This is a genomic window from Polyangiaceae bacterium, assembly GCA_020633205.1.
Lineage (GTDB): Bacteria > Myxococcota_A > Polyangia > Polyangiales > Polyangiaceae > JAHBVY01.
In genome coordinates this window covers 321,695-347,493 of record JACKEB010000010.1, presented here as the reverse complement: position 1 = coordinate 347,493, position 25,799 = coordinate 321,695, and the positions used below count along the sequence as shown (strand labels likewise).

Genomic DNA, 25,799 nt, shown 5'->3' with positions numbered 1-25,799 from the left:
GCCTAGGGGATCTTCGCCAGCGCGACGTCGGGATTTGGTCGGTGAGTGTTGGAACCGCGAAAACGCGCGCTCTCTGTACTGATGTATCCGCGCCGCTGTCTCCGTGGGAACACCGACGCCTAGGTGTTTCCGCGCTCGTCCAACAAGCGGCTCAAGCGAGCTTGGTTGAGCGGCTTCTCCAGCACGGGGCGCCCGACGCGCGTCAGGAAGTCGGTGACGCGTTGGGTGAAGGCGCCGCCGCTGCAGAAGTGTAGCCGTTCGAGCAACTCGGGCGCCTCTTGGCTCAGCGCTTGATACACCGACGGACCATCACAGTCGGGCATCATCAGGTCGCAGAGTATCAAGTCGAAGTCCTGGCGTGCGCGCAAGACCTTGAGGCCTGCCTCGCCGCCGAGCGCGACCTCCACGTCGTGGGTGCGCGCGAGCATGCGCTCGTAGGCACGCAGCAACAGCGGCTCGTCATCGATGATCAAGAGGCGCAAGCGCCGCGCCGCAGCGCCTTGAGGAGGCCGGGAGTGCACCGGGCTACGCTTGAGTCCTGTATCCTTCGGGAAGCGAATGGTGAAGCGGCTGCCCTTGCCCTTCGCGCTCTCCACGCTGATCTCGCCCCCGTGTCGATGCACGATATCAGCGCATAGCGCCAGGCCCAGCCCGGTGCCTTCCCCTGCGCCCTTGGTGGTGAAGAACGGCTCGAACAGCTGCGAGACATGATTGGGTGCGATACCGCTCCCAGTGTCGCTGACGCTGACGAAGAGCGAGTCATCGGCCTCGCGAGTCTCCACCAAGATGCGGTTGAGACTCGCTTCTCCTTCTCGGATCGCCTGTGCGGCGTTCAGAAGCAGATTCGTGATGACCTGGGTCAGGCGATCCGCATGCCCGGTGATTGACGGCAACGGGCTCAGGCGCAGTTCGAGCCGAGCTCGGTGACGGATCTCGTTGCCGGTCATCTTGCTGGCCGCTTGCACCACGTCGTTCAAGTCGAGGTCGACGATGGCGTCTTGGGACATACGCGAGAACGCCCGTAGCTCTCGCGTGATCGAGGTGATGCGAGACACGCCGGCCTGGCTCTCGCGGACGATCTCGAGCAGCGAGTCGCGCTTCCGAGTTTCGAGCGTGAGGTGAGCCAGCTCGTGCTCGAGAGTGTCCAAGTTCGCGCTGATGTAGGCCGCCGGATTGTTGATTTCGTGGGCGACGCCGGCCGCGATCTGCCCGATCAACGCGAGGCGGTCCGCATGAGCTAGCTTGGCGCGGGTCTCCTTGAGCGACGCGTAACTGCGCTCGAGTTCGGCTTCGCGTTCCACGGCTTCCGACACGTCGCGGATCATGTTGACCATGAAGCGCTGACCACCGGCGTCGAACACGCTGACACTCACATCCCCCCAGAACCGGCTGCCGTCGCGGCGACGAAAACGCCACCGAGTGCGGCGCGCGGATCCGGTCGCCTCGAGCTCTGCACTGAGTGCCCGCGTGTCCGCGATTGCCGCGTCTGGGGCCAACATGCGTCCACTTAGCCGCGGCCACTCCTCAGCAGAGTAGCCGAACAGCCGCTCCGCGGCACTGTTCGCCTCGCGGAAACACGCGCTCGTCCACTCCGCCACCAAGATCGCGTCGGTCGCCGTCTCGAACACGGCACGATAGGCGCTGAGCCCTTCAGGCGCGCCTGAGCGCACGGGCTGATTATTCGCCTCGAGCTTCACAAGCGAGTTCGTGATTCGAGCCATACGCGCGAGGACCGGCATGCTCGGGGGCTTTGCAAGGGCCGGGCCGCAATCGAGTTGGAGATCCGCAGATCATACGACCGGGTTCGCGACTCGTTTAGCCCGAAGCCCGCATTTCGCGGGGTGTGCAGCACGCGAATGCGCTGCCTCTCGTCTCATCTCGAGACGGGCGGTGTTTCAAAGTCGAAAGGTCGCCAAGCGGCGACCTTCCGATTCTGAGTGTGCGTTTGGAACCTACGCGAGTCCGCGAACGCCGGACTCAGCGCTTGTTGAAACGCACGGGGAGGTATTCGAGCCCATTGGTGAAGCTCGAAGGATGCAGGCGCGGCTCGCCCGCGAGCTCCAGGTCTTTGACACGACTCAGCAGCTGCTTGATCGCGGTGCGCGCTTCGAGGCGGGCGAGGGATGCACCCAAACAGAAGTGCTTGCCGTAGCCGAAACTGAGCGGCGGTTGCTCGTTCTGTCGCTTGATGTCGAACTTTTGTGGTTCCGGGAAGACCCGGGGGTCGCGGTTCGCCGCGGGGTAGAGCATCAAGATCTCATCGCCTTCTTTGATGGTCTTGCCGTACCACTCGTAGTCCTGAGTCGCCGTGCGGCGCATGCGTACGAAGGGCGAGGCGAAGCGGATCATTTCCTCCACCGCAGTCGCGACGGCGTCGGAGTCGTCCAGGTTGTCGCTGAGCCAGGCCAGCTGATCCGGATGCTTCATCAGCTGCCACAAGCCGATGGAAATCGCGTTGCGCGTCGTCTCGCTGCCACCCACGAGCAACAGGTTGTGCTCGAACATCAGCATGTCTTCGCTGAGCTTCTCGCCGTCGAGTTCTGCATCGAGCCATACGCTGATCAGGTCATCGCCGCGTTGCTGCTTGCGCTGCTCGAGTATTTCCTCGTGGAACTCGACAAAGTTCGCGAAGGCCTCTTGTACTTCTTCGGTGATGTGTTCGGGCCCGGAGCCGGCATCCACGTAGACGTCAGTCCAATCCAGAACCTCGTCCATGCGATCTCGCGGATACCCAAGCATCTCTCCGATGATGTACATGGGTAGTGGGCGTGCGTAGCCCCTGACCAGATCTGCTTCGCCTTTGTCGATGAAGGCGTCGATCAGCTCATTGACGATTTCGACCGCACGCTCCGCCATGCAGCCAACACGGCGGGGAGTGAAGCCCTTGCTGACCAGGCCACGCTGCTTGGTGTGCGCGTCGCCGTCCTTGTTGATCATCGCCTCCTCGGGCCAGTCATCGAGCGTCAACTTCGGCACCACGCCTTGGCCTGAGCAGAACAGCTGCGGGTTCTTCGAAACGAAGATCACGTCTTCGTAGCGCGCGACGGACCACAGCTCGTTGACTGGATCCCAGTAGAGCGGCGTCTGTTCGCGATGCCACTCGTAGAAGGGTTCGGGGTCGCCCGTGTGGGTTGCGGTGGCCAGCAGATCCGTGTTCTCGAAGCTCATTCTTCCCTCTTGCGTTCGCTGTAGAGCTCGCCGCGGAGCTCCAGCCTCAGGGTGCAAAGGTTGAATCACTCCGCGCGCTTTGTGGAAGGAATACCTTCGGTTTGTTCAGGCGGTTTGACTTGAGATGCACGCGGCACTTTTGCCGCGCTCCCTCCCCCAAAAAAGCAAGCCGTGGGAATCCTTCGTGGTCAATCCACCTCGCGCTCTGCAGCCCCGACAGCTGGTCGGGGTTTCCGTACTCAAACGGCGGCGTCAGGACCAAAGCGCTGGATTCGGATTCCGCGGGTAGGCGCGTGCGCCTAGATCGCAATCAAGACGTAGACGATCGCCAGCGCGATTTGCATCAACGCGAAGGGCAATGCGAGACGAACGAAGCGCGCGAAACCAACTGCCAGCTCGTAGCGCGTCATGATGGTCACCGCGACCACCGTGGAAGCCGAGCCGATGGGTGTGAGGTTGCCGCCAAGGTTTGCGCCGAACACCACCGCCCACCACTGGCTCATGGGCGCGTCGCCTGATGCTCCGAGGATCTTCGCCAGCATCGCCGCGAGGGGAATGTTGTCGGTCACCGCGCTTGCGCCGGCCGATGCCGCCAGGAGCCCGGCGCCGCCCACCTTGGGACCGAGACCGGTGATCGCGGCCAGGCCCTTGCCGATCCCCTCGAGCACTCTGGCGTGCTCCATCACGTTGATCACCACGAACAAGAACGCGAAGAACAGCAAGAGGTCCCAATCGAGGGCCTTGTAGAATTTCCCCGCGGTAGCCTTGAAGCGGATCAACATGATCACCGCGAAGGCCATCGCCACGTAGCCCATCTCGAGATCTTTGATCACGGGCAAGATGCTCGTGGTCGCCAGGGTCAAGATGAACAACACGAACATGGCCGTAGAGAACCAGAAGAAGCCCCGGCTCTCGATGCCATCGTTCTCGTCGAAGCTGTTCACCAGGCGCTGAGCGTCCTTCTTCTCTTGTTCACTGCGGAGCCGCGGGATCTTGAACAGCTTCACCGCCAAGAGCAGCGTCAGCGCAGTCGCAACGACCACGTAGGGCGTGGCCTTCACGAAGAACTCCATGAAGCCGATCTTCGCGGCGTTGCCTACGATGATGTTGGGCACGCTGCTGATGAGTGTCAGCAAGCCACCCACATTCGTGAGCAAGCCTTCCACCAGCAAGAAGCCGAGGAGCAGCTGATTTCGCTTCAGCTTCTTCAGGGAGACAGCAGTCAGCGAGCCGATGATCAACATCGCCGTCACGTTGTTCAGCACCGCCGAGAACAACACCGTCAGGCAGCCGTAGTAGATCAACAGCTTGAGCGGATCCCCGCCCGATGCCTTCGTGAGCTTGATCGCGATCCACGAGAACAGACCGCTCTTGCTGGTGACGTCGACGAACAGGCTCGCCCCAAGGATGATCGCGATCACGCCCCAGTCGATCGCCGGGATGTAGACCGGCAAGTTGATGCGTTCGCCAAGGGGGTTGTCCATCCAGAAGTGTCCATCACGATCCAGCGGCAGCACCCCCAGCGCGTCTCCTAGAAAGAGGCTCACCACCGCGAAGAAGCCGACGATCACCGACTTCTTTGCGTGGAGCTTCTCTTCCAGCGCGAGGCATAGAATCATTGCCGTGAGGATCCCCGCGAAGAGCAGCGTCACGCCGGTGGACGGCGCGTGATGGGGGTGGGCTTCGGCGTTGGCCAACAAGAGTAGATCGCGCATGTTTTGCTAGGCTGACTGCGTTGGTGCGGAGCGCTTCACAGCAGGAGCAGCGGGACATCCCTGAGTTCGACGGCCAGGGGGTAAGCCAGACCGTGCATGGCTAGCTGTTCGTCATCCTTGGTGTTCATGACGATGAGTTCGACGCTGTGAGTCGACACCAGTTCTCGGCAATCCGCCACGTGGTGTCCCATGCGGACTTCTTCGAGCACCTGCAGGTCCAACTGTGACTGACCGAGCAGCTCCTCTCGGCAACTCGAGATGTAGTCGTGGGGCTCCTTGAGCAGTTGGCGCTTGATGCCGCTCTCCGCGTCGGAGGTGTCGATGCTCGGGATCTTCGAGATGACGTCCACATAACGCTTGAAGATCGTGTCATCCTCCAGGTGGGCGAGCACCAAGGTTCCCCCACGAGGCGTCATCGCGAGCCCGTAGTTTACGAGCCGCGCGGAACCAGTCAGGTGATCGGTCAGCACCATGACCCGCTCGATATGGCGACAGCTCGCGTCCAGACGACCTTCCGGCGTTGGCGCAGGCAAGAGCATCACGGGCGTCGAGGTCGCCTGGGTGAGCACGTCGATGTGGGATCCCAAGCTGAAGGGGAAGTTTCGCGCGCGGCCGTGGAGATTTCGATACGACACGATCAGGTCGGGGCGCAGCCCTTCCACCACATCGAGTAGCGAGCCCACGTCACCAAAGCGATCTCCGGAGACGGTCTCGAGCTCGATCTCACCCAAGCAACTCAAAAACTCCGCCGCGTCGCGACCAAACAGCCGGGCTTCGTCGGGACCGAGATCCGTGAAGACGGCGACTCGTCGAATGGGCACTACGGAAAACTCGAAGCGCTCCTTCGCCGCCGACTTGAAGACGCTCTCGAATTCGTCGAGCTTGAGCATGCTCCCATCTTCAACATGCTCGACGTGATGTCGCAACCCGGGCTCCGGAACGGGCTCCAGGGCGGGAGATCTGCGAGCCTCTCGCCGTATGTGGTCAGGTCCCGCGGCTGCGAGGCGCCGGGGCTTTCGGCGGAGATCAGCGCGGATTTGCTACTTCTTCATGCCCCTCGTGAAGGCGTGCATCATTTGTTCGCGCCGCCCCGGGCGCGATTGGAGTAGGGTACGAGGAGCGAGTCGCAACGGTCATGGCGGTTGGAGTTCAGTTCTGGGGGGTGCGCGGGAGCATCGCGTGCCCCTCGCCACAGCATGTCGTGTTCGGTGGGAACACCAGCTGTATCGAAGTGTTCTGCGGAGAGCACCGGTTGGTGCTGGATGCCGGCACGGGGATCCGTGGTCTCGGCCGTGCATTCATGGAGAGCGGCGTCAAGCGCGCTCACATCCTGTTGACCCACACCCACTGGGATCACATCAACGGCTTCCCGTTCTTCGAGCCTGGGTTTCAGGCGGGGCACCATTTCGAGATCATGGCGGGTCACTTGGGGCCCGGGGGGCTGCGTGAGGTCTTCGCCGGGCAGATGGCGCAGCCCACCTTCCCGGTGCCCCTCGATGCGATGAAGGCCACCCTCTCGTTTTCGGACTTTCACGCCGGTGATACCTTCACCCTCGAGAACGACCTCAAGATCCGCACGGTACCGTTGAACCACCCCAACGGGGCGACGGGTTACCGCATCGAGGGCAACGGCAAGAGCGTCTGCTACGTCACCGACACCGAGCACATCCCCGGGCAGCCCGATCAGAACGTACTGAGCTTGATCGAGGGTGCTGATCTGGTGATCTACGACTCGACCTACACCGACGACGAGTTTCCCGCCAAGGTGGGCTGGGGTCACTCGACTTGGCAGGAGGCGGTTCGCCTCTGCACCCAAGCGGACGTGAAAAAGCTCGCCATCTTCCATCACGATCCCGAGCACGAAGACGACTTCATGCGCCGCGTCGAAGCGGACGCTCGGGCGATGTGGGATGGCGCGACGGTGGCCCGCGAAGGCATGCGCCTGACCTTCGGCTAGCTGGAGCACTCGCTCTCGGGGGTGAGGGAGCGCCTGACTAGCGCCTGCGCCCGGATCTGCGGCGCCGTCCCAGGAGTAGCCCCAGGAGTAACCCAGTGAGGCTCACCCCCAAACCGGGTCGGTTCCGTGAGGTAACATGGCAGGCGCAACCGGAGTCTTCAGGAGCGGCCTCTGGCTGCGGCTCCGCCTCGCTCTGGTCCAGCTCGAGCAGGTACTGCACCAGCGCCTTGCGCTCATCCGCGCTGAGGCTCTGAATGTCACCGTGCTTCCCGCTCTTCGCGGCGCGCTCTAGCACTTCATCCAAGGTTTGCGCGCTGCCATCGTGCAGGTAGGGCGCCGTGGTCCACAGACCAAGCAGCGTCGGCGTGTCAACACCGGTCAAGGTGTCTCCGAGCCGCTGGCCGCTGGAGGGCGAGAGCGTACCCACGTCGTACAGCGTGTCATCTCCGCTATTGGTGAAGGCCTCCCCCGAGTGGCAGGATCCGCACTCGAGTCGGTCGAAGAGCCGTTGCCCCTGCTTGGCCAGCTTGCTCATACTGCCATATTCCGTGCGGAACGGGCTGTCAGGCACCTTCTCGAGGCTCTCCAGATACGCGCTCAGCTGGTCGAGCTCCTGGCTCACGCCGGCCTTCTTTTCGCCGAGCGGAGTGTCACGACCGGCCTCGAAATCGCTGTCCTGCATGAAGCCCAGGCCGCCAAAGGCGCCGCGGATGTCGTGCTCGAAATCCTGTACCTCGTCGAAGTTTCCGCTCCAGTGTAGGCGTCCCTGGCCGCCGCGCTTGCCGCGCAGCGTGGTGGTATTGCGCAAGCCCTCACCACGATTCGTGAAGTCCCACACGCGCCCGTCGTGCTCGCCGTCCAGGTGGCAGGTGGCGCAGCTCAGGTAGTTGTCGCGGCTCATGCGGATGTCGCTCGAGTCGTAGAAGATGCGCTTGCCCGCGAGCACGTCTGGTGCAAGGGCTTCGCTCGTGGTGGTCGGGACTTCGCTGATTAGTTCCGCGCGGTTACTACCGGAGTTGATCAACAAGCTCACGTCGTAGACGGCGACGCTGCGGCTCAGGAAACCTTGGACGTAGAGTCGCGACGTGCGTTCGTCGAGCCACAGTCCTTCCGGAGCCTGGGTTGCGTGGTCGATGGAGCTGATGCGACGTCCTGAGTAGGCGTCGAGCACCTCGATGGTGTTCGAACCCTCGGTGGCGACGAAGGCGATATCTCCCAGGGGACTCAACTCGACCGCGCTCGGCAGGTTGCGGTCGTCGAGGTCCAGGCGCCGCGTCGGATCCTCCGTCAGCGTGCTCGAGTCGATGCGCAGGGCGATGGAGCGTACGGTCGATTCATGGGTGAGCGCCTCGCCGTCTCGCCACCAACCGCGACTCGTGTTGTCCTTCTTGCCCACCAACCACAGGTCCGTGCGGTCTGGGCTCAGGGCGAGGGCCCGCAGGTAGTTTGGGACCCCACGGCTGCTGCTCTCGGTGTCAGGGCCCAGATCTTCTGCGAGCTCCAAGGGCTCGCCCAGCTCGAAACCCGGGAGCTGGATCACGCTCAGCAAGCCGTGGGTCTGCGGCGAGATGAAGTGACTGACGAACAGGCGTTGCCCCTCGGGGTCCAGAGCCAAACCAAAGGGTTCAGCGGGCAAGCCGAGGGACGCGGACCGTTCGTGGGTCGCGCGATCAATGCTGACTACCTCTCCGGTGCCGCGCAACGTGACGAAGCCAGGGCCGCTCTCCGGGAGCAGGACTCCACTTGGTCGAGATCCCCAGGGAAACTTGAGTTCCGCCACGGACTCCAGGCTTTCCGCGTCGAACACCTGCAAGCTGCGACCTTCGTCGCTCACCACCCAGACTTCACTCTTCGAGCCATCAGCGCTCGCACCCAGCGCCAACGCGCGCGGCTCGGGGGCGACGGCCAGCTCCTTGAGCAAGCTGTTCTGTTTGGCGTCGAGCACGCTGAGCGTGCTCTGATCTTTGTTCACACTCCAGACGCGTTCACGCGCCGGGTCGAATACGATGCTGCCGCTCTTCGGCGCCCGTCCCTTCACGGGGCGATGAACCGTCTGCGTCAGCGTGCAAGTCGTGGTCAGCGCGCCGCCCGTGTAGGCGTAGGCGATCACGCTGTAGTGACCGGGAGCCGCAAAGCGGTGCGTCGCGCTCTTGCTCGCCTCGGGGGCCGATGCTCCCGACCCATCGCCGAAATCCCAGGCGAACGCATCGCCCGCGGCCTCAACGGCGAGCTCAGTGTCCTTGCCGAGCTCCGTGGGGCCCGCGGAGCTGAGCTTGCAGCCTGGGTTCTCAGCAAGTTGCCCTGTGGAAAATATAGCGACCAACGGCTCGGCAATTGGGTTGCCTGCAACGTCGCGCACTCCACCCACCGGTACTTCGATCTCGTAGGTCGTGTTCGGGGTGAGGGGAGCCTTGGGGCCAAAATTCAAGACACCGGCTTGGTAACTGAAGTAGCCGGGCACCGCCGCGCCGCCTGCGACGCGCAAGCTGACAGAGCCCTCGTCGACGCTCTGAAAGTCGATCGCGTCACTGAACGTCAAGCCGACGCGCAAATCGAGGGACTGCCCCACGGAGCCATTCGCGGGACTCAGGAAGTTCACCCGCGGCGGCGTCGTGTCAGGCGCGGTGTCGTGGGGGATGATGAAGGAGCCGTTGCCGTGGTCGTCGCTCACGATGGTCAAGTTGCCGATCGTCGTGGCGAAGTCCTCGTCTCGGCCTTCGACGCCGCTCGTCGCATCGAGGAGGATCTTTGGAGCCTTCGGGTCGTTGAAGTCGACGACCACGAAGTGCTCCGATTCGCCGCAGTGTACCCGGCCATCTTGAACACTGAGGTAGCCGCCACGACCGCTGACTTCAGGAGACTTGGAGTAGTCGAGGATCTTCAGCGGATCGCGGACATCATGCACCGTGACGCGGTTCTGTGTCCCTGCGCCGTACAGGAAGCCGCCGTTGAACAGCCCGGAGTAGATGGAGTCGAGCCCGTCGCGACGCGTGGTCAGCAGCAAGGGCTGCTCCGGGCGCCCGATGTCCAGCGTCGCGTAGCCAGGCTGGTCCATGCCGGTGATCGTCAGTAGGTTCCCCGCGGCATAAACCGGCCCAGTCTTGAAGTCGCCAAGCAGCGTCGGCGGGATGGGATTCGGGAACTCTCCGCGATCCACGAGGAAAGGCGCAGCGGGATCGTGGATGTCGATCACGTAGAGCCCGTTGCTGCTGCCTCCGAGGTACAGGTACGGCCACTGTGGAAAAGCGAACCAAGCGCCAGTGCCGTAGTCCGAGTCGGTGATGCCCGGAAGCTTCAGGTAGTTCACGCGAAAGGGCGCGGTCACATCGGTGAAGTCCCACACCTGGAGGCCGAAGCTCGCCTGCATGAAAAACAGATCGCGCCCCTCGAAGCGCACCACGCCGTAGCCGTGGGACTCGCGGATGTCCTCGGTCTCGTCGTCGTCCTTCGCAAACACCAACTGCGGTGCGCGCGGGTCGGAAATGTCGAAGAAGGCGAAGCCACCGTCTCCTTTGCCCGAGTCGCGGCTGAAGATCACCGTCAGGTAGCCGCGGTGGATCATCACGTTGCCGTGACCTCGGGGCGCGCCCAGGTTCGAGTCGATGCGTGAAAGCACCGTCCCGATCTCAGCCGGCTGGTAGCTGAGATTGGGAACACCTTGAGCGCCCGCTGGCGCGCTCAGCAAAGCGCTGCCCAGCGCACACAGAAGGCCGACGCGTCGCGCGATCGAGCCACAGGGGAAAGCCGTCGCCACGGCGCAAACCTACCAGTCTTGTTACCAAACGGACAGTTGGTCGGTGTGTTTTCGATTGCCGCCGTCGCAGCCCCCTCAGTAGCTTCACCCGCCATGCGGTTGGTGCTGGAAGGTGGCGGGGTGCGAGCGGCTTACGCGGCAGGGCTACTCCAGGAGCTGGAGCGCGCGGACGTGCCCGTGGACGCTGTGATTGGTTCCTCGTCCGGCGCTATCAATGCCGCGTTCTTCGCATCGCGTCAGATGGACACCGCCGTGGACCTCTGGTCGGAACACGTGCCCAGCTCGCGCTTCATCAGCTGGCGTCGGCAGTTCACTCCCTGGGGCGCGCCTGGGTTGGGGGTCGATGACATGCTCGACAATGTCATCACCCAGGGCAAGCTGTTGGACCTCGAGCGGGCCACTCAGGGCGCTCCTGCGCTATTCCTCACGGTAACAGACGTGGCCGATGCCAAGATGCGCTTGGTGCGCCCCAACGCGGACAACTTGATTGAGTGGCTGCGCGCCGCGTTGGCTTTGCCCGTCGGGTACAACCGCGTGGTTGAGGTGAGCGGGCGGGGCTACATCGACGGTGGCGTCAGCTGCCCTGCTTGCTTCGAAGAGCCCATTGACGTCGACGTGAAAGGGCCCGTGGTCGTTGTGCTCACCCGCCCAATGCAGACGGCGAAACCACCACCCGTGCTCTGGGAGCGCCTGGCGGTGCGTCTGATCGTGCCTCGGTCGATCCGGGATCTTTCGCTGAACCAGCACCACTTGCACAACGGCGTGATGGGCCGACTGCGAGACGCGGTGGACCGGGGGGAGGTGATCCTTGTGGATCCGCCCAAGGGGATGCCCCTTTCGCGCCTCACGCGGGATCCAGGGAAGGTGCGTGAAGGTGTGGCGATGGGACGCGACCGCGCGCGCGCTCTGATCAAGCAGCTGGGCTGAGCCTCAGTGGGCAGCGAGGAAGCGCTGTAGCTCGGCGTTTACCAGCTCGGGCTCTTCCATCGTCGAGCTGTGTCCACCTCGAGGTAGCAGCACGAACTCGGACCCACGGATGCCACCGTGCAAGCGTTCCGCGCGCTCGCGAACGATGGCGCGGTCCTCTTCACCGTGCACGATGAGCGTGGGTACCTCGATCTTGCCAAGCTCCGGCTCGAAGTCCTCACGCTCGATCACGCCATTGACGGCCTTGTAGATGCCGCGCCCGTTGTTCTTGAGCTGGCGTTCGCACTCGGCGCGCTGCTTCTTGCGTTTTGGATCCTTGAGGAAACTATCGCCGAACATGATCGGCATGACTTGTCCGGCGACGAAGCTGAGCCCGCCAAAGCGCGCGATCTTGTTCAGCGTGCGATACTTCGGCACGTTGTGCCTCGGTTCGGGATCGGCGGCGGTCTCCAGCAACACCAGTGAACGCAGCAGATCGGGCCTGCGCGCTGCGATGCGTTGTCCGACGAAGCCACCCATCGACAAGCCAACGAAGTGACAAGGCGCGAGCTTCAACGCCTCGATCAAGCTGACCGCGTCTAGGTACACCTGTTCGATGCTGATGCCGTGGCCATCCAAGATGTCGCCGTGGGGGCTCTCACTGCGTCCTTGTCCGCGGTGGTCGTAGGCGACGCAGCGGTAGCGATCGGCGAGCGCAGCGATCTGCGCGTTGTACATGCGCGCCGACCACAACAGCCCATGGGAGAAGACGATGGGGACTCCGCGCCCCGTGTCCTGCACGTAGAGCTCACAGCCGTTCACCTGCATGGATCCGGTATATCGAGTCCGGCAAGCGGCTGCGAGTGGGTTAGCGGGAGGGCATGGCCAATTGGCGCTGCAGCGCAGCCTCGAAACGCTGATCGAAGGCCTGAAACAGGGCTCTGAGTTCGTCGCTTTTCATTGCCGCGTCGAGCTCCTCGAGTCCTGACTTGAGGTCGGGGTCCGACTCCAGGAGGGCCTCTGGCGACTCCACTTCTCGATCTTGGCGCCGCACCTTTCGCAGCAGGCGCTGGGCAAGGCGGGGCGCGCCGGTGCGCCGAAACACGCCTTGCAAGGTGCTCTTCAGGAGCTCGAGGTCGGTGCCTGCGATTGCCTCGAAGTGCGCGCGGCGTACCGCCGCAGCTTCGAACAGCAAGCGTTCCTTGGGCGCGCCGTCCACCATCAACGGGCGCTCCAGGCTGTGGTCGATGCACCTCGCGAGCAGCAGCGTGTCCGCGACGTCCTTGGAGAAGCTGCGGATGGCCTTGACGATCCCCCAGATTTTGCGTATGGGAAAAAGCAAGATCGCCAGCGGTAGCTGGATGGCCAGTGCCAGGCAGCCCGCGACGCAACCTTGAGGGTCCTCGTAGAGGGGCGCCACCTGATGGCGATCCAGGCTGCGCCCGTGCCGCACCAGGGCCGTGGCAACCAAGTGGCGCTGGATGCGACCGATGATCAAATCATCGAGAAACGGGAGTGGCGCGAAGCGCGCGGCTGCGGACAGCAGGGCGCATACCCAGACGCTGCGCGGGATGGGGCGGGGCGACGTAGGTGTTGGGCTGCCCGGTGCGAGCGCTGTGCTGGACTCCACCGCGTCTGAGTACACGACGCGCTGGTCTGCCACCAGCTTTGCCAGCTGCCGGGGTCCTGGACCCTGACAGAACCCAGAATCGACCCCGTTGGTTGCCGCTCCGCCGTGGACTGTTCAATCCCCGACGGCGAATTTCCGAAAAGGCATTTGTCCTATTTTTGTAGGCCTTCGTGCGTGAACCGGCGTCTCGGGTGGCGGTGTAGCGAGCGGTTCGCACTGGCAGACCTCCGGCCCCAATTTCCGCGCAGGAAGTCTCTCGGGCTGACCGGCATAGCGATTGCTCTAGGCGCTGGCAGCGATAGCGCACGCCCAGAGTCGAGTGCGCATCTTCAGTTGAGCTGGCCCGCCACGGGACGAGCCACGGTCAGGGATCAGGAGGACGAGATGAAGCGATTGGCAACGATGTGTGTGTGCGGGGTGTTGGTGGCAACGGCTGGGGCGGTCAGCGCGGAACCCGCAGCGGAGACTGCGAAGGCGCCGGGCGCGCAGGATCAGGCAACCTCGGACGAGAGCCATCCCAACGGCTTCTTGCGACCTGGCTTTGGAGCGCGGGTTGGGGGCTACGGTTTCCGCCACGCAGACGGCGAGGGCGTTTGGGACAACTGCCGTATGAACGGGGTGGGTGTCTTCGGAACGCTGGACCTCAACCGCCATGTGTTCGGCGAGGTGGGGCTCGACTTCTACAGCGCGGCGCCAGAGACCAACGAACAGGGGCTGGATCGAGTCTCCACCCACGGCACCTTGGGTGTCGGCTTTCGCATGCTGCCAGACTTCATCGTGAGCCCGTACGCGGAGCTCGGTGGTGGCGTGGAGCTCACGCGCATCGAAGCGCTTCAGGACGGTGAGGCGGTGATGAGCCACTCCGCCGTGTATCCGGTCGGATACATCGGCTTTGGGTTGGAGATCAACGCGACTGACAACTTGAAGCTCGGAGGGGCGTTTCGCATGCTCGCTACGACGCTCCCCGTCTACGGCGAGTCTCAGGGTGATGGCAGCTGGAAGTGGAACGACACGACGGTGAGTGGCGGTGGTCGCATCGAGACCCAGTCGGATTTCGCTGCTCAAGCTCAGCTGTTCGTTCGCTACGCCCTCTGAGTCCCGGCGCTGCGTTCAAGGGCGAGCGGTGCACACTCGTCCGCCTCACGGACCGTTGGTCCATCGCACCTCGCCGCTGAAATAAATCGGGCTACAGCTCGAAGTAAGCAGGATGTTGAGTTCACCCGTCTCCGAGGCCGTACCTCAGCCGGCGTCACAGTCGGCGCGTGTGGCGCGCGCGCGTTTCACCGTGAGCGCATTCCTGACCCTGACGTTCCTGATCTCAGGCGTGTTTCAATGGCTGCTGCTGCGGACCGGGGATCCTATCGAGAAGCACGTTGGGCTCGTGTTGGGCCTGATGTGGACTCCTGGCCTGGTGTCGCTTGGCCTGCGCCTGGCGCTGCGCGAGGGGTTCGCGGACGTGTCCTTTCGTCTCGGTGGCTGGCGCGGCGTGCGCTGGTCGCTGCTCGCGTGGGTCTATCCGCTGGTGATTGGCGGAGCCGCCTATGGGCTGGCTTGGGCGACTGGTCTGGCCCACTTCGGCTTTCCGGCGCGGGACACTGCGCTGTCCGCGCTCGCTCCCAGCACGCGCTTCTTCGTGCTGCTAGCGCTGACGTGCTCGGTTGGCGTCGTCTTGTCAGCGATCTCGGCTGCAGGTGAGGAAATCGGCTGGCGAGGCTACTTGCTCACTCGCCTGATCGAAGCCCGGATACCGAAGCCGGTGCTGAGCAGCGGACTCATTTGGGGCTTTTGGCACCTGCCGCTGATCTTGAGCGGGCAATACGCCTCGGGGCCTCACCCCATGCTGTCTGCGCTGCTGTTCATGGTGTCGATCGTCGCCGCAGGCTACTTCGTTGCGCGGCTGCGGCTGGAGTCTGGCAGCGTGTGGCCGGCGATCTTGATGCATTCCGCGTGGAATTCAATCATCCAGGGCGCGTTCGACGGAGCCACCCAGGGCCAAGGCTCGTTCGTGGGTGAGTCGGGAGTGTTCGTGGCTAGTTTCAGCGTGCTGGTCGCCCTCGGTTTCGGGCGTGGGGTGTGGAAGCGCTTGCGTAGTCCTGGCGTGCCCATTCCGTAAGCACCGCCTAAGCATTCACGCTTCGGGAGGCACGCTCTCCGTGGGCTCCGACACGTCCCGCCCCCAGGGCTGCGCCTGGATGAGCGCTTGCGCGTCGACTTCCAGGCGCTGGTCGAGGCGGCCTTGGCTCGCGTCGCGAAGCGCTGCGGCGAACAGCGTCGCGCTGGAGAAGCGGCGAGCTGGGTCTTTTGCAAGCGCCAGGGCCAACACGAAATCCAAGGCGCGCTCCTGCTCTGGAGTGCCCAGACGCACGACGTCCGACGGGCGAACGGGTTGTACATGCACGACGTTGTAGAGCGTCGCCATCATGTCGGGCCCGGTGAAGGCGGGGCGGCCCGTCAGGGCGCGATACACGTTGACGCCCAGCGCGAAGATGTCCGCGCGGTGGTCCACGTCGCGCCCTCTGGCTTGCTCCGGCGCCATGTAGCTCGGGGTGCCGATGGTCGAGCCGCGGGTAAGCGTCGCGTTGGAGCCCTGGAGCTTGGAGACGCCGAAGTCGAGCACCTTCCAGTAGGCGCCGCCGTCCTCTTCCGTGCGGAATAGGTTCTGGGGCTTGAGGTCCCGGTGCACCACGCCGTGGGCGCGCGCGACGTTCAGCGCCTCTGCCACGTGCTCAGTCAGCTCCAGCGTCTGCTGCAGCGACAAGCGGCGTGTCTCGCGGAGCAGCTCCCCCAAATCCCGTCCGTGAAGCAGCTCCATGATCAAATACGGGGTGCCGTCGCTGGCGGTGCCAGAGCCAAGCACGCGCACGATGTGCTTGGAGTCCATGCCCCGAGTGATTTCGCATTCGCGCATCAGCCGCTCGACGTGCGCTGGGTCGGCGGCGGCAAACGCATGCAGCACCTTGAAGGCGACAGGGATGCCGCCGTCAATTGATTCCGCGCGGTATACCTCACCCATCCCGCCCCGACCAATCACATCGCCGAGCACGTAGCCGTCGATCTCGTGTCCGCTGAAGCGTCCGAGGCGCGCATGTTCCAGCGCTCGCCCAAGGTCGGCGCGCGCCTCGTTGAGCAGCGCCTCGCGCCCACGGAGCTGGCGCTGGGCGCGTTCGACCCGAGCCATGGCTTCCAGGGTTGCCGCTCGCGTCCGCCGCGCCAGCCAGAAGGTGAGTCCAAGGAAGCCGACGATCACCACAGCGATGCTGCCCGCTGTGCGGTCTGGCGGTTCCCGCAGGGAAAGGAGTGCGCTCGCCGGATCCAGCACGCCTAACATGCTGAGCACGACGAGCACCGAGTAGCCGCCTGCCCCGACGCCAAAGAACGCCCAGCCATCCCGTTGGGCGTCGGTCATGCCGAAGTAGTAGGTGCCGACGAAGAGCGGCACGACCGCCAAGGAAAAGACGCCGATGTGCACGATCAGCGCGAGGACACCGACGGTAGCGAGCAAGCCCATGGTGAGCAGGCGGCGCGGACCGATGGGGTACCCCATGCGGTCCATCACGTAGCCAACCACGGAGCCGAGGGCCGTGAAGGTCAACCAGGCGACGGCGACCCACAGCGAAGGGGACGCGCGGTCACCGATCAACAGCGCGGCGATGGTGCCGAGGGCGCCGATGCCAGCCACCACGCTCAGTGCCCTGGCGCGCTCGGCTTCCTCTCTTCGACGTACGAGTGTGGTGGTGAGCGATGAGTGAGTGGTCACGCCGCTCGCGGGTGGTTCGCTGAGGGGTCGTGGCGGCAAGGACTCGCTTCGGGGAAAGCCAGTGCTCACGGTTGGATCGCTGCCGAGCTCGCGCTCCATTCCGCTCATGGCGGACGGCAAGTCACCCAGTTCATCTGGGCGACTTGGATAGCGCGGTCGCGGCTCTGCGAGCGTTTCCTCGTCGTGATCCATTTTCCCCTGACCGGTGGGTGCTCTGTCTCACCCACTGAGTGAACACGCCACGTCGCTTTTCCATGCGCCTATTCGTCTGATCCCGCGACGCTACGGGGTGTTCGGGGCGAGCTTAACGGTGTGCTGCTGCTCGCGCTGGGGGAGATCTGAAATGCTTTAAGCGTAAAACATCGATCGGTCTGCCTGTTGGGTTGTAACATATTGATATCAGTCAACTTTTTGCCGTCCGGTCGTTGCGCCGAAGGGTGAGTTCGGGGAGTATCCCCCGGCGCCGAGTGGCACCGAAAGTGACGCCACACCGGACGGGTCGGCAGGAGAGAGGTTCGCGCCAGTGAGGCAGCGGCGGCACGGCTGCCGCCTGTCCCCGCGGCGTTGGTCGTGCGTTCTGGCGCGACGCTGAACTCGCCCAGCGGTGACCTGACGATCATCGCGGATCAGATCGTGGTGGAGAACGGTGGGTCGATCGCCGTCGCGCCCACGGGGGACAATCCTCTTGGCGCGGGTGCGATCGGGCCGGCGTACGCTTCTCCCTGCTACGCGTACAATGGTGGCGGCGGAGGAGGGTATGGCAGCAGTGGGACGCGCGGCGGGAGCAGTGGCTCTTGCGGGGCGGGGGGGCCTGCACACGGTCAGACCTCCGATGGGTTTGTCACCAAGGGCTCTCGCGGTGGGGCGGGCTACAACAACCCCGGAACCGGAGGCGTCGGCGGCGGCGTGCTCCGACTGATTGCACCGACCATCACGATGAATGGCACCGTGAGTGCTACGGGTCAGGATGGCGCTCCGGCGTTGTCCTACTACGCCGGGGGCGGTGGTGGAGGATCTGGTGGCGGGATCTTGTTGGCCGCGGACAACCTCACCGTTGGGGGTTCGATAAACGTGTCTGGTGGAGCCGGCGGAGCCAAGGGCGGAAGCAATGACGCATTGCCGGGCGGCAAGGGCGGCAACGGCCGCGTGAAGCGACTCTATGGGCTCACCAACACCATCAGCGGCAGCACTAGCGGGGCCACGCTCACGTCAGGCATTTTGCCTCCGCTGACGCTCACCAGCGCATCTCACCCCCAACCGGCGCGGATCTACAACGACGACTTCCCGGAGGCCTATGTCACCTGGAATCGTCCGTTCCCCTCGGCGCTTGGCTACTACGAGCTGACGAACACCTCGGCGACCACGGTGCCCTCGCCGTCCAACGCGAACTTCCTCGACACCGAGAGCATCACCCTGCCGCGCAGCGAGTTCGTCGCAGGGACCAACTATTTCCATGTGGCAAGTATCGACGGGAACTCTGCGGTGAGCACGGTGCAGTCCTGGTTCCAGATCCAGGTCAACACCACGCCGCCCAGCATGGCCTCCTCGAGTCACCCGAGCCAGACCAGCTGGTCGAGCAACACCACCGCGTTCTACTCGTGGACGTTCCCCGTGGCGGACAGCAACCTCGTCGGGGCCTACTGGGTGCGCGATGTCTACGCGGATACGGTGCCCACCAGTGCCGACAACTTCCTGCCGGTCACGAACAAGCAGCTGATTCAGTCGAACTTGAGCGCTGGCATCCACTTCTTCCACGTGGTCAGCGTCGACACTCAGGGCTACCTCACCAAGCAAGCGGGTCACTATCAGGTGCGCATCGGCGCGGATCCCGGCGCTGGCGTGCTGCTCGGACAGGTGGTCGACGACCAGTCACAGCCGGTCAGCGGCGCGACGGTGCAGATCAACCGTGGTCTCTCGAGTCAGACCACCAACACCACCGGCAATTACAACTTCAACTCAGCAGTTGCGGGGACTGCGTGGGAAATTCGTGTGCGCAAGGCCGGTTACCAAGACGCCGTAGCGATGGCCGACATCTCAAACGGTGGCTCGACGACGCGGAATTTCATCCTGGTTCCGCTGCCCTGAGCCCATGGTTGCCCCGGAATGGCTTTCTGGCTATTCCGGGGCCGTGATCATCAAAGTCTTGTGCGTCGCGGGCGCCCGCCCGAACTTCCCCAAGATCGCGCCGTTGATGCGCGCCTTCAACGCGCGCCCGGAGCAGTTCCAGGTCAAGCTGGTCAACACCGGACAGCACTACGACGAGAAGCTCGCGAAGGTCTTCTTCGAAGACCTGGCGATCCCCAAGCCTGATATGGACCTGGAGGTTGGCTCGGCGTCTCACGCGGTGCAGACCGCCGAGATCATGAAGCGCTTCGAGACGGTGATTCAGGCCGAGAACCCCCACGTCGTGATCGTGGTGGGCGACGTGAACTCTACCGCCGGCTGCGCACTGGTCACTGCCAAGCACTTCCTGTCCGAGGAGTTCCGTTTCCGCGGGAAAGCGCGCAAGCGCCCGGTGATGGTGCACGTCGAGGCGGGGCTCCGCTCCTTCGACGACGACATGCCGGAGGAGACCAACCGCAAGGTGACCGACGTGTTGAGCGACGTGCTCTACGTGTCGGACCCGGCGGGCATGACGAACCTCAAGGCGGAGGGCGTCGCTGACGAGCGCGTCGAGTACGTCGGCAACGTGATGATCGACACGCTGCTCTACGCCAAGCAGAAGGCGATGCAGTCGGACATCATGCAGCGCCTCGATTTGACTGAGCGCGGCTACGGCTTGGTCACGCTGCACCGCCCGAGCAACGTCGATGAGCCCGAGCAGCTGAAGCACCTGCTGGGCGTGCTCGATGACGTCTCTCACGACCAGCCTCTGGTGTTCCCGGTTCACCCGCGCACCCGTGCGCGCCTCAAGGACATGGGCCTCGAGCTCGACAGCGCCCGCTGGAAGCTGGTCGAGCCCCTCGGCTACCTGGACTTCTTGCGCCTGATGGCCTCAGCCAAGGTCGTGCTCAGCGACTCCGGTGGGATCCAGGAGGAAACGACTGTGCTTGGAACGCCTTGCGTCACCCTGCGGGAGAACACCGAGCGCCCGTGCACGATCGAGGAAGGCACCAACGTGCTCGCCGGCAGCCGCCGCGAAACCATCCTGCCCGCCTACAAAGAGGTGATGAGCCGTAAGCTCGACGGCCGCATCCCCAAATTCTGGGACGGAAAAACCGCCGAGCGCATCGCCGAGAGCCTGCTCAAAGCCTTCGGTTGAAGCGTGAACGACCGATTGCTCGGGGGCAGGGGGTGAGGAACGCCGCTCAGCCACCCGAGCTACCCCATACAACTCTCCGCACAGAGAGCTGCGAGCCTGCTCTGGTTGAGCTAGCTTTCAGCCATGCGGCTGTGTGCTGCTCCTTTACTTATTGGGGGCTTATTCATTCCGTGTGTCGCTCAGGCGGCGCCAAACTCCAACGTCGTGGCCACCGGATCGCCGGAGGAGCAAGCTCCGCACGATAAAGACAGGCCACCTGACTACGGCTACGGTTTCGAGTTCGGGGGGAACGCCATCGTCGGGCTGGAGCTCGACGACCGAGTCCTTGCAGGGCCTGTCACCGGCTATGGCCTCGATGCTGCGTTTCGTCCGCACAAGCGTTGGTCCTTCGGGGGCTACGTGCAGTGGCTGAACCCATCCGTGTTTGCGGAGACGGGCGGCTCTGAGAAAGAGCGCGATGGTTTCTCAGTCGGGGCGCAAGCGCGCTGGCACGTGGTGTTCACTCCGGTGGGTGAGCTGATCGTGACCTTCGGTGCGGGCTATCGCCGCCACGAGGAGTCGAGCGGTCCCGATCGCTTGGTCGCCAACGGCGCCGACTTCGTGCGCGCCGGGATCGGCTACGACTTCGCGCCCGTCTCTGGTGTGCGCTTGGGGGTGCAGTACCAGTGGTCCACCGGCTGCTTCTACGATTTCCACCGTGAGAACGCCGACGGCAGCCGCGTGGAGCTAGAAGACACCTGCAAGTCGATACTCTGGAACGCCAACTGGCTCGGCGTGCGCGCGGGGTTTGCGCTGTAGCTCATCCCCCTCCGCCCGCGCGCGTTAGCGCCGGCGCCGGGAGGGGGCGTGCCGCGCGGCAACGCGCGGCGCGGGGGGAGGCAACAAAAAAACGGGGCGCCCCAAGGGACGCCCCGTGTTTCAACCAGCGCTCAGATCACTGCGGGCGGGTTGGGATGGTCGCCGGTGCGGCGCCCGTCAGCGAGAACACGGAGTCGTAGATCAGCTGACGGGTGTAGACCGGGTTGTGGACGCCGTAGCCGCTGCCTCGGGCGAGGAGCAGGTAGTTGTACATGGCGCCGGCGTCGTCTGCGGGGACGTTGCTCACGCTGGCTGGCTGGTCTTCGATGAAGAAGTTGTCGGCCAGCTGAGCTGCGGTGAGGGGGGCCACGCCTTCACGGGACAGGTAGCCCTTGTCGTTGAGGGCCGTGCGCAGCTCACGAATGCCTTCCTTCATCGCGCTCTGGCCGCCGGCTACGTCGAAGCTGGTCGCAGCGACGTGGCAGCCTGCGGACTGGCACGTGGACAGCTGCGGCCGGAAGGAGTGATCTCCGATATCGCCGTTGGTTGCGACGGGGGCCATGTGGCAATCGACGCAGCCGTTGGTGAACGCCTGGTGCGACGACGAGGTGTACGTCTGACCGCTGTACTGATAGCCGCCCTTGCCAGTGTAGATGTCCGACTGCGGGCCTTCATGCGGACCCCAGTAGGCGGAGAAGCGGTTGCTCGCGGTGATGTAGTTGGTCACGTCCTTGCGCGACTTGTGACACCAGATGCAGGCGTTGCCCTTGTTGTAGGTGCCGGCCTCGGTGCCGTCCGACACGCCCACGGCGGAGCTCTTCTCGATGTACGTCTGGTCCGTCGGTCCCGTCGGTCCACGTAGCGGGAAGTCGCCTGCTTCGTAGACTTGCTTGCCGGTGCGGTGAGGATCGTTCTGCGGACTCGAGTCGTGGCAGGTCGTGCAGTGGACGACCGCGACGCTTGCGTGGCCGCCGTAGTTGGACTCGGTCACCGCGCTACCCTTGAGGTAGTTCAGCTGGCCGTTGGCGGCGTGGGTTGGGGCGCTTCCGCCGGGAGCCAACACGTTGCCGGCGACGCGCTGCTCAATCGCGTCGATCGCGTGGCAGTTGCCGCACGCGCGCTCGCCGGTCCAGGTCTCGACCTCTTCGCCACCGAGGTTCGCGATGTACGTCGCGTAGTGGGTGCTGGACTTCCACTGCTCCACGATGCCCGTGAAGCCGTGGCAGGGGCCGAGGCAAGAGGCGGTGAGTCCGCCTTCCGGCGTGGTGCCCGCTTCGCCGTTCGTTCCCGCTTCACCCGGTACGCCCGCTTCCCCGGGGATACCCGGATCGCCTTGGGTCCCGGGATCGCCTTGTTCGCCAGGTTCCCCTTGGGGACCTTGCTTTCCATCGGCACCATCATCTCCGGAACAAGCCACAGCGGCGCCAAAGGCACCCGCCAATATCAGGACGAGGGACGTTTTTTTCATAGCCAGCAACCCTTTCGAACGGCCTGTTTATAGCAGCCGGCGTCGCCGACGACGAAGCTCCTCACCCGCAAAAATGCCGGAAACTTTTGCTGGTTTTGCGACTTGGCCCGATTCGCGAAAAGAACGCGCGGGGGTTCCAGGGGCGGAAGATTTTTCGGTCGCTCAGGCTGTCGCCGTGCGGAACAGCTCAGTGACGGTTGGCCTCGTCGCCGTCTTCGTCCTCTGAGTCTGCGTGCGCTTCCTCGCTGTCCTCGTCCTCTGCAGCGTCCGCCCGTGCTGCTTCGCTCGGCTTCTTTTTTGGGGGAGAGGGGGCAGCGCTCGTCCGCGGGGCGCTCCGTCGGGTGTCGAGGATCACCGCGAGCAGGTAACACAGGAAGGCGAAGATCCCGATGCCGTGGCCCACGCTCATCGCGAAGATCACCGGCAAAGGTTTCAGCGAGATGACCGAGTAGGACATCAGGCTCAGGGCGATCAGCGCCGCGACGCAGGCCATCCGCAGCAGGTGCGTTACGGACTGGTGGACCAGCCAGTGGCCAACCCGGCTCACGGCGCACCTCCTGCGCTGGAAGCTGGGACAGCTGCAGAGCTTGCAGTTGCTGCAGAGGGCGCACCTGAAGGCGCTGGTGATGGGCTCAGTGACGTGGAGGGGACCGTCTGCGTCCCTCCGCTGCCTTCCTGCGACGCTTTGGTGAACGGGTGGGCGTAGCCGTGGCAGCCGGCGCTGGTGCAGCTGACCTGGTTCGTCTTGAGCTCACTCGCCAGGGAGACGTGATCGGGAACCGAGCGCCACACGCTCGCCGTGGTGGTGTGGCACTGCCGACAGTTGGTGTTGTCGTACGGCTTGCGCAGGTGGATCTTTTTCTCTGCTTCCTCGAGGGTCATGTCCTTGTAGCCGCCGAGGTAGTACTCGTAGACGTGGCGCATCCCGCCCGCCTTGGTCATCGCGTAGCCGTACATGCCGTAGTCGGCATGACAGACGTAACAGCTGCGATCGCCAAAGAACGGGTTACGCGAGTGCCGGGCCGCGAGCGACTGAGCGTTGGGATCCGTTGCGTTTGCGTAGTGCGCGCCCATCACGTGACACGAGCCGCAGAACTCACGATGGGTCGTGGCTTCCATCCCGGTGACGGTGGAGGTCACTGCCGCCAAGGAGGGAAAAACGCCGAGACCAAGCAAGAGCTGGAGCTTGGTCGCCAGGATCAGCGGCGGCCGCTTCACCAGGTAGTGAAGGCAGATGGATGCCGCGATCAGTGCGCACACCAGGGTCAGCGCGGTGAGCGGCGACGAATGGGCCACGTCCGGCAGGATAGGGGGCCAACGCGCGTCTCGCTAGAGGGTTGTTGGTGAGAAGTCCCGCAGTGTTCGCGGGCCGGCGCAAGCGTTGCGTGTTTCCGTGGTCGATCACCACCCGTCGATCCTCCGCGGATCCATCGCGCGCGCGACCCGCGCTTCAGGCTATATGATGGGCGCGTTGGCCCGTTCGCTCCCCAAGAGAGGCTTGCCCGTCGTGTGGCTGCTGATCGCGCTGTGTGTGGCGTGGATCGTCGGCTGTTCCGACGAAGCAGAGCCGGGTCCGCTCGGAAACGGGATCTACATCGGGACTCAGTGGCAACAGGCTCGAGCACAAGCCGGCCATCAAACCCACGTCGTCGATCAACACATCGCGTGCTCCGCCTGCCACACCATGGGCAAGGACAGCATGGGGAGCTTCACTCCCGAGCGCTGCGCCGCCTGCCACGAGAAACAAGCCACGATCGTGCACGCCGAAGCCGAGGCGCACGAACGCTTCGGGGCCACCGCCAAAGCGGACTGCACCACCTGCCATGTATTTCGCCTGCATGAGGCTTCGAAAGGTGCGCCCGAAGCGAACGGAGAGTCGGCTCCGGACCTGCCGCCGCCGGACTTGACCCAGGCCGGCTCGTACCGACCCAAAGACTGCTTTCGCTGTCACGCGGAAACGCAGGGCGATACGCCAGCGGTGGAGGTGCACAGCTCGGCGCCTTGCCTCAGCTGTCATCGACCTCACGGTGACCAGAAGGTAAACGTCACACCCTGCAGCGAGTGTCATCAGGAGCTCACCCAGGCTCCGGTGAGCCATGGGCTCGGCACTCAGGGCGTCGTTCAGGTGTGCACTACTTGCCACCAGCACCAGCACGCCCGCGCCAAAGACGCCCTCGACACCTGCGCCGGATGTCATCAGAAGCAGGAACCCATCGTTCCCGCGACGGCGCTCTTCGAGGGGGGACACCGCGCGTGCGTTGGCTGCCACCAGCCCCACGCCTTCGAAAAGCAAGACGCGACGTCCTGTCGTTCATGCCATGCGGAAATGAATCTGCTCGGCGGCAAGCGCATCAAGGCGCACCAAGAGTGCACCGCCTGCCACTCGCCCCACGCCGTACGGGAGAGCCCTGCAAAGGCCTGCGCCAAGTGTCATCAGGACGTACACCCGAACCATCCCGTGAAAGCTGGCGTCGGCCAGTGCGTGAACTGCCACAACCCGCACCCAGCGAAAGAGAGCGCCCAGGTCTTCGCGCGGAGCTGTAGCGACTGCCACCAGAAGGCGGCGAGCGACAAGGCCTTCCACGAGCGCGTGGAGTGCAAGAGCTGCCACCAGCCTCATCGCTTCGTGCTGGCCGGGCTAGACCAGAAGCCGCTCTGCACGCGCTGTCACTCGCAACAGGTGACGCTGGCGTCTGTCATCGCCAGCGGCGGAACCAAGAGCGCCACCGGTGCGGGGCACCAGAACTGCCAAGGCTGCCATCGCGGGCTGCCCCACCAGCCCAAGGCGCTGCGCGCCGATTGCAAGAGCTGCCACGAAGCCCAGGGCGGAACCGTGCGGAAAGGACATCAGGAGTGTCAGGGCTGCCACGAGCCCCACGGCGGCAAGCTGGTACGTGGCGATGTCCCGCAGACTTGCGGCAATTGCCATCGCCAAGAGAAGAACACCGCACCTGCGGGTCACCTGGCGTGCGCCAACTGCCACGAGCCGCACAGCGGCAAGAACCCGAAGGCTTGCGCGAGCTGCCACGCTGAGCCGGCGAAGACGCCCCACGGAAAGATCAGCGCCGACTGCGCGAGCTGCCACCGCCCCCATGGGCCATCCGGCGTGACCACGCCGCCTGGTTGCACCAGCTGCCACGAACCGAAGCAGCTGCCCGGACTGCATCGCCTGAAGCAACATGAAACCTGCAGCAACTGCCACACTGGACACGGTGAGATGCTCGCCTCGACGGGTGCTGTGGTGCAGGCGCTAGACCGCGCGGCGTGCACGAAGTGCCACGAGAAGCGCGAAGATCACTTCCCCGACGCGCCGACCTGCACGAGCTGCCACCTGTTCAACCCAACCAAGTAGTGCTCCACGCTCCCTGACCTTGCGCAGGCGCG

At 64.3% G+C, this 25,799-nt stretch carries 19 protein-coding genes; 8 read left to right on the top strand and 11 right to left on the bottom strand.

What is annotated here, in order from left to right:
• Positions 1–119 precede the first annotated feature (119 nt).
• From H6718_01510 to H6718_01495, 4 genes are all read right to left on the bottom strand, one after another.
• Positions 120–1,721, bottom strand: coding sequence for a PAS domain S-box protein (locus H6718_01510; GenBank protein ID MCB9584040.1), 1,602 nt, complete (start codon positions 1,719–1,721; stop codon positions 120–122).
• Positions 1,722–1,977: 256 nt separating this feature from the next.
• Positions 1,978–3,168: a cytochrome P450 gene (locus H6718_01505; GenBank protein MCB9584039.1), complete on the bottom strand. Its 1,191-nt coding sequence runs from the start codon at positions 3,166–3,168 to the stop codon at positions 1,978–1,980.
• 299 nt (positions 3,169–3,467) lie between these two features.
• Positions 3,468–4,883, bottom strand: a complete 1,416-nt coding sequence (locus tag H6718_01500; protein MCB9584038.1) for a hypothetical protein — start codon at positions 4,881–4,883, stop codon at positions 3,468–3,470.
• Between the two features lie 35 nt (positions 4,884–4,918).
• A complete protein-coding gene (locus H6718_01495; protein ID MCB9584037.1) occupies positions 4,919–5,773 on the bottom strand; it encodes a hypothetical protein in 855 nt (284 codons plus the stop codon).
• A 245-nt stretch (positions 5,774–6,018) separates the two neighbouring features.
• Between H6718_01495 and H6718_01490 the strand changes: the two genes are divergently transcribed.
• Positions 6,019–6,840 carry an MBL fold metallo-hydrolase gene (locus tag H6718_01490; GenBank protein MCB9584036.1) on the top strand — a complete coding sequence of 274 codons (822 nt, stop codon included), beginning with the start codon at positions 6,019–6,021 and terminating at the stop codon, positions 6,838–6,840.
• Between the two features lie 37 nt (positions 6,841–6,877).
• Here the strand turns inward: H6718_01490 and H6718_01485 are convergent, their stop codons facing one another.
• Positions 6,878–10,594: an Ig-like domain-containing protein gene (locus tag H6718_01485; protein MCB9584035.1), complete on the bottom strand. Its 3,717-nt coding sequence runs from the start codon at positions 10,592–10,594 to the stop codon at positions 6,878–6,880.
• Positions 10,595–10,687: 93 nt separating this feature from the next.
• Here H6718_01485 and H6718_01480 point away from each other — a divergent pair, with 93 nt between their 5' ends.
• Positions 10,688–11,521 carry a patatin-like phospholipase family protein gene (locus H6718_01480; protein ID MCB9584034.1) on the top strand — a complete coding sequence of 278 codons (834 nt, stop codon included), beginning with the start codon at positions 10,688–10,690 and terminating at the stop codon, positions 11,519–11,521.
• Positions 11,522–11,524: 3 nt separating this feature from the next.
• On the opposite strand, the gene H6718_01475 is transcribed toward H6718_01480, so the two are convergent.
• Together H6718_01475 and H6718_01470 are read right to left on the bottom strand one after the other, a co-directional pair.
• Positions 11,525–12,328, bottom strand: coding sequence for an alpha/beta fold hydrolase (locus tag H6718_01475; GenBank protein MCB9584033.1), 804 nt, complete (start codon positions 12,326–12,328; stop codon positions 11,525–11,527).
• Positions 12,329–12,368: 40 nt separating this feature from the next.
• Positions 12,369–13,163 carry a hypothetical protein gene (locus H6718_01470; protein MCB9584032.1) on the bottom strand — a complete coding sequence of 265 codons (795 nt, stop codon included), beginning with the start codon at positions 13,161–13,163 and terminating at the stop codon, positions 12,369–12,371.
• 351 nt (positions 13,164–13,514) lie between these two features.
• Here H6718_01470 and H6718_01465 point away from each other — a divergent pair, with 351 nt between their 5' ends.
• The gene (locus H6718_01465) at positions 13,515–14,225 is read left to right on the top strand and encodes an outer membrane beta-barrel protein (GenBank protein ID MCB9584031.1); all 711 of its coding nucleotides are present in this window, start codon (positions 13,515–13,517) and stop codon (positions 14,223–14,225) included.
• 112 nt (positions 14,226–14,337) lie between these two features.
• On the top strand, positions 14,338–15,243 hold the full coding sequence (locus H6718_01460) for a CPBP family intramembrane metalloprotease (GenBank protein ID MCB9584030.1): 906 nt from the start codon (positions 14,338–14,340) through the stop codon (positions 15,241–15,243).
• A gap of 15 nt (positions 15,244–15,258) precedes the next feature.
• Here H6718_01460 and H6718_01455 read toward each other — a convergent pair whose 3' ends face one another.
• Positions 15,259–17,079 carry a protein kinase gene (locus H6718_01455; protein ID MCB9584029.1) on the bottom strand — a complete coding sequence of 607 codons (1,821 nt, stop codon included), beginning with the start codon at positions 17,077–17,079 and terminating at the stop codon, positions 15,259–15,261.
• A 378-nt stretch (positions 17,080–17,457) separates the two neighbouring features.
• On the opposite strand from H6718_01455, the gene H6718_01450 reads away from it, so the two are divergent.
• The 3 genes from H6718_01450 to H6718_01440 all read left to right on the top strand — a co-directional run bounded on the left by H6718_01450 (position 17,458) and on the right by H6718_01440 (position 20,947).
• Positions 17,458–18,972 carry a carboxypeptidase regulatory-like domain-containing protein gene (locus tag H6718_01450; protein ID MCB9584028.1) on the top strand — a complete coding sequence of 505 codons (1,515 nt, stop codon included), beginning with the start codon at positions 17,458–17,460 and terminating at the stop codon, positions 18,970–18,972.
• Positions 18,973–18,976: 4 nt separating this feature from the next.
• A complete protein-coding gene (gene wecB, locus H6718_01445; protein ID MCB9584027.1) occupies positions 18,977–20,149 on the top strand; it encodes a UDP-N-acetylglucosamine 2-epimerase (non-hydrolyzing) in 1,173 nt (390 codons plus the stop codon).
• 204 nt (positions 20,150–20,353) lie between these two features.
• Positions 20,354–20,947, top strand: a complete 594-nt coding sequence (locus tag H6718_01440; GenBank protein MCB9584026.1) for a hypothetical protein — start codon at positions 20,354–20,356, stop codon at positions 20,945–20,947.
• A 136-nt stretch (positions 20,948–21,083) separates the two neighbouring features.
• Here the strand turns inward: H6718_01440 and H6718_01435 are convergent, their stop codons facing one another.
• The 3 genes from H6718_01435 to H6718_01425 form a co-directional block, all read right to left on the bottom strand.
• Positions 21,084–22,415, bottom strand: coding sequence for a collagen-like protein (locus H6718_01435; GenBank protein ID MCB9584025.1), 1,332 nt, complete (start codon positions 22,413–22,415; stop codon positions 21,084–21,086).
• 187 nt (positions 22,416–22,602) lie between these two features.
• Positions 22,603–22,962, bottom strand: coding sequence for a hypothetical protein (locus H6718_01430; protein ID MCB9584024.1), 360 nt, complete (start codon positions 22,960–22,962; stop codon positions 22,603–22,605).
• Positions 22,959–23,711, bottom strand: coding sequence for a NapC/NirT family cytochrome c (locus H6718_01425; GenBank protein MCB9584023.1), 753 nt, complete (start codon positions 23,709–23,711; stop codon positions 22,959–22,961). The genes H6718_01430 and H6718_01425 overlap by 4 nt, the downstream gene beginning before the upstream one ends.
• A gap of 175 nt (positions 23,712–23,886) precedes the next feature.
• Here H6718_01425 and H6718_01420 point away from each other — a divergent pair, with 175 nt between their 5' ends.
• On the top strand, positions 23,887–25,767 hold the full coding sequence (locus H6718_01420; protein ID MCB9584022.1) for a hypothetical protein: 1,881 nt from the start codon (positions 23,887–23,889) through the stop codon (positions 25,765–25,767).
• The last annotated feature ends 32 nt before the right edge of the window (positions 25,768–25,799 follow it).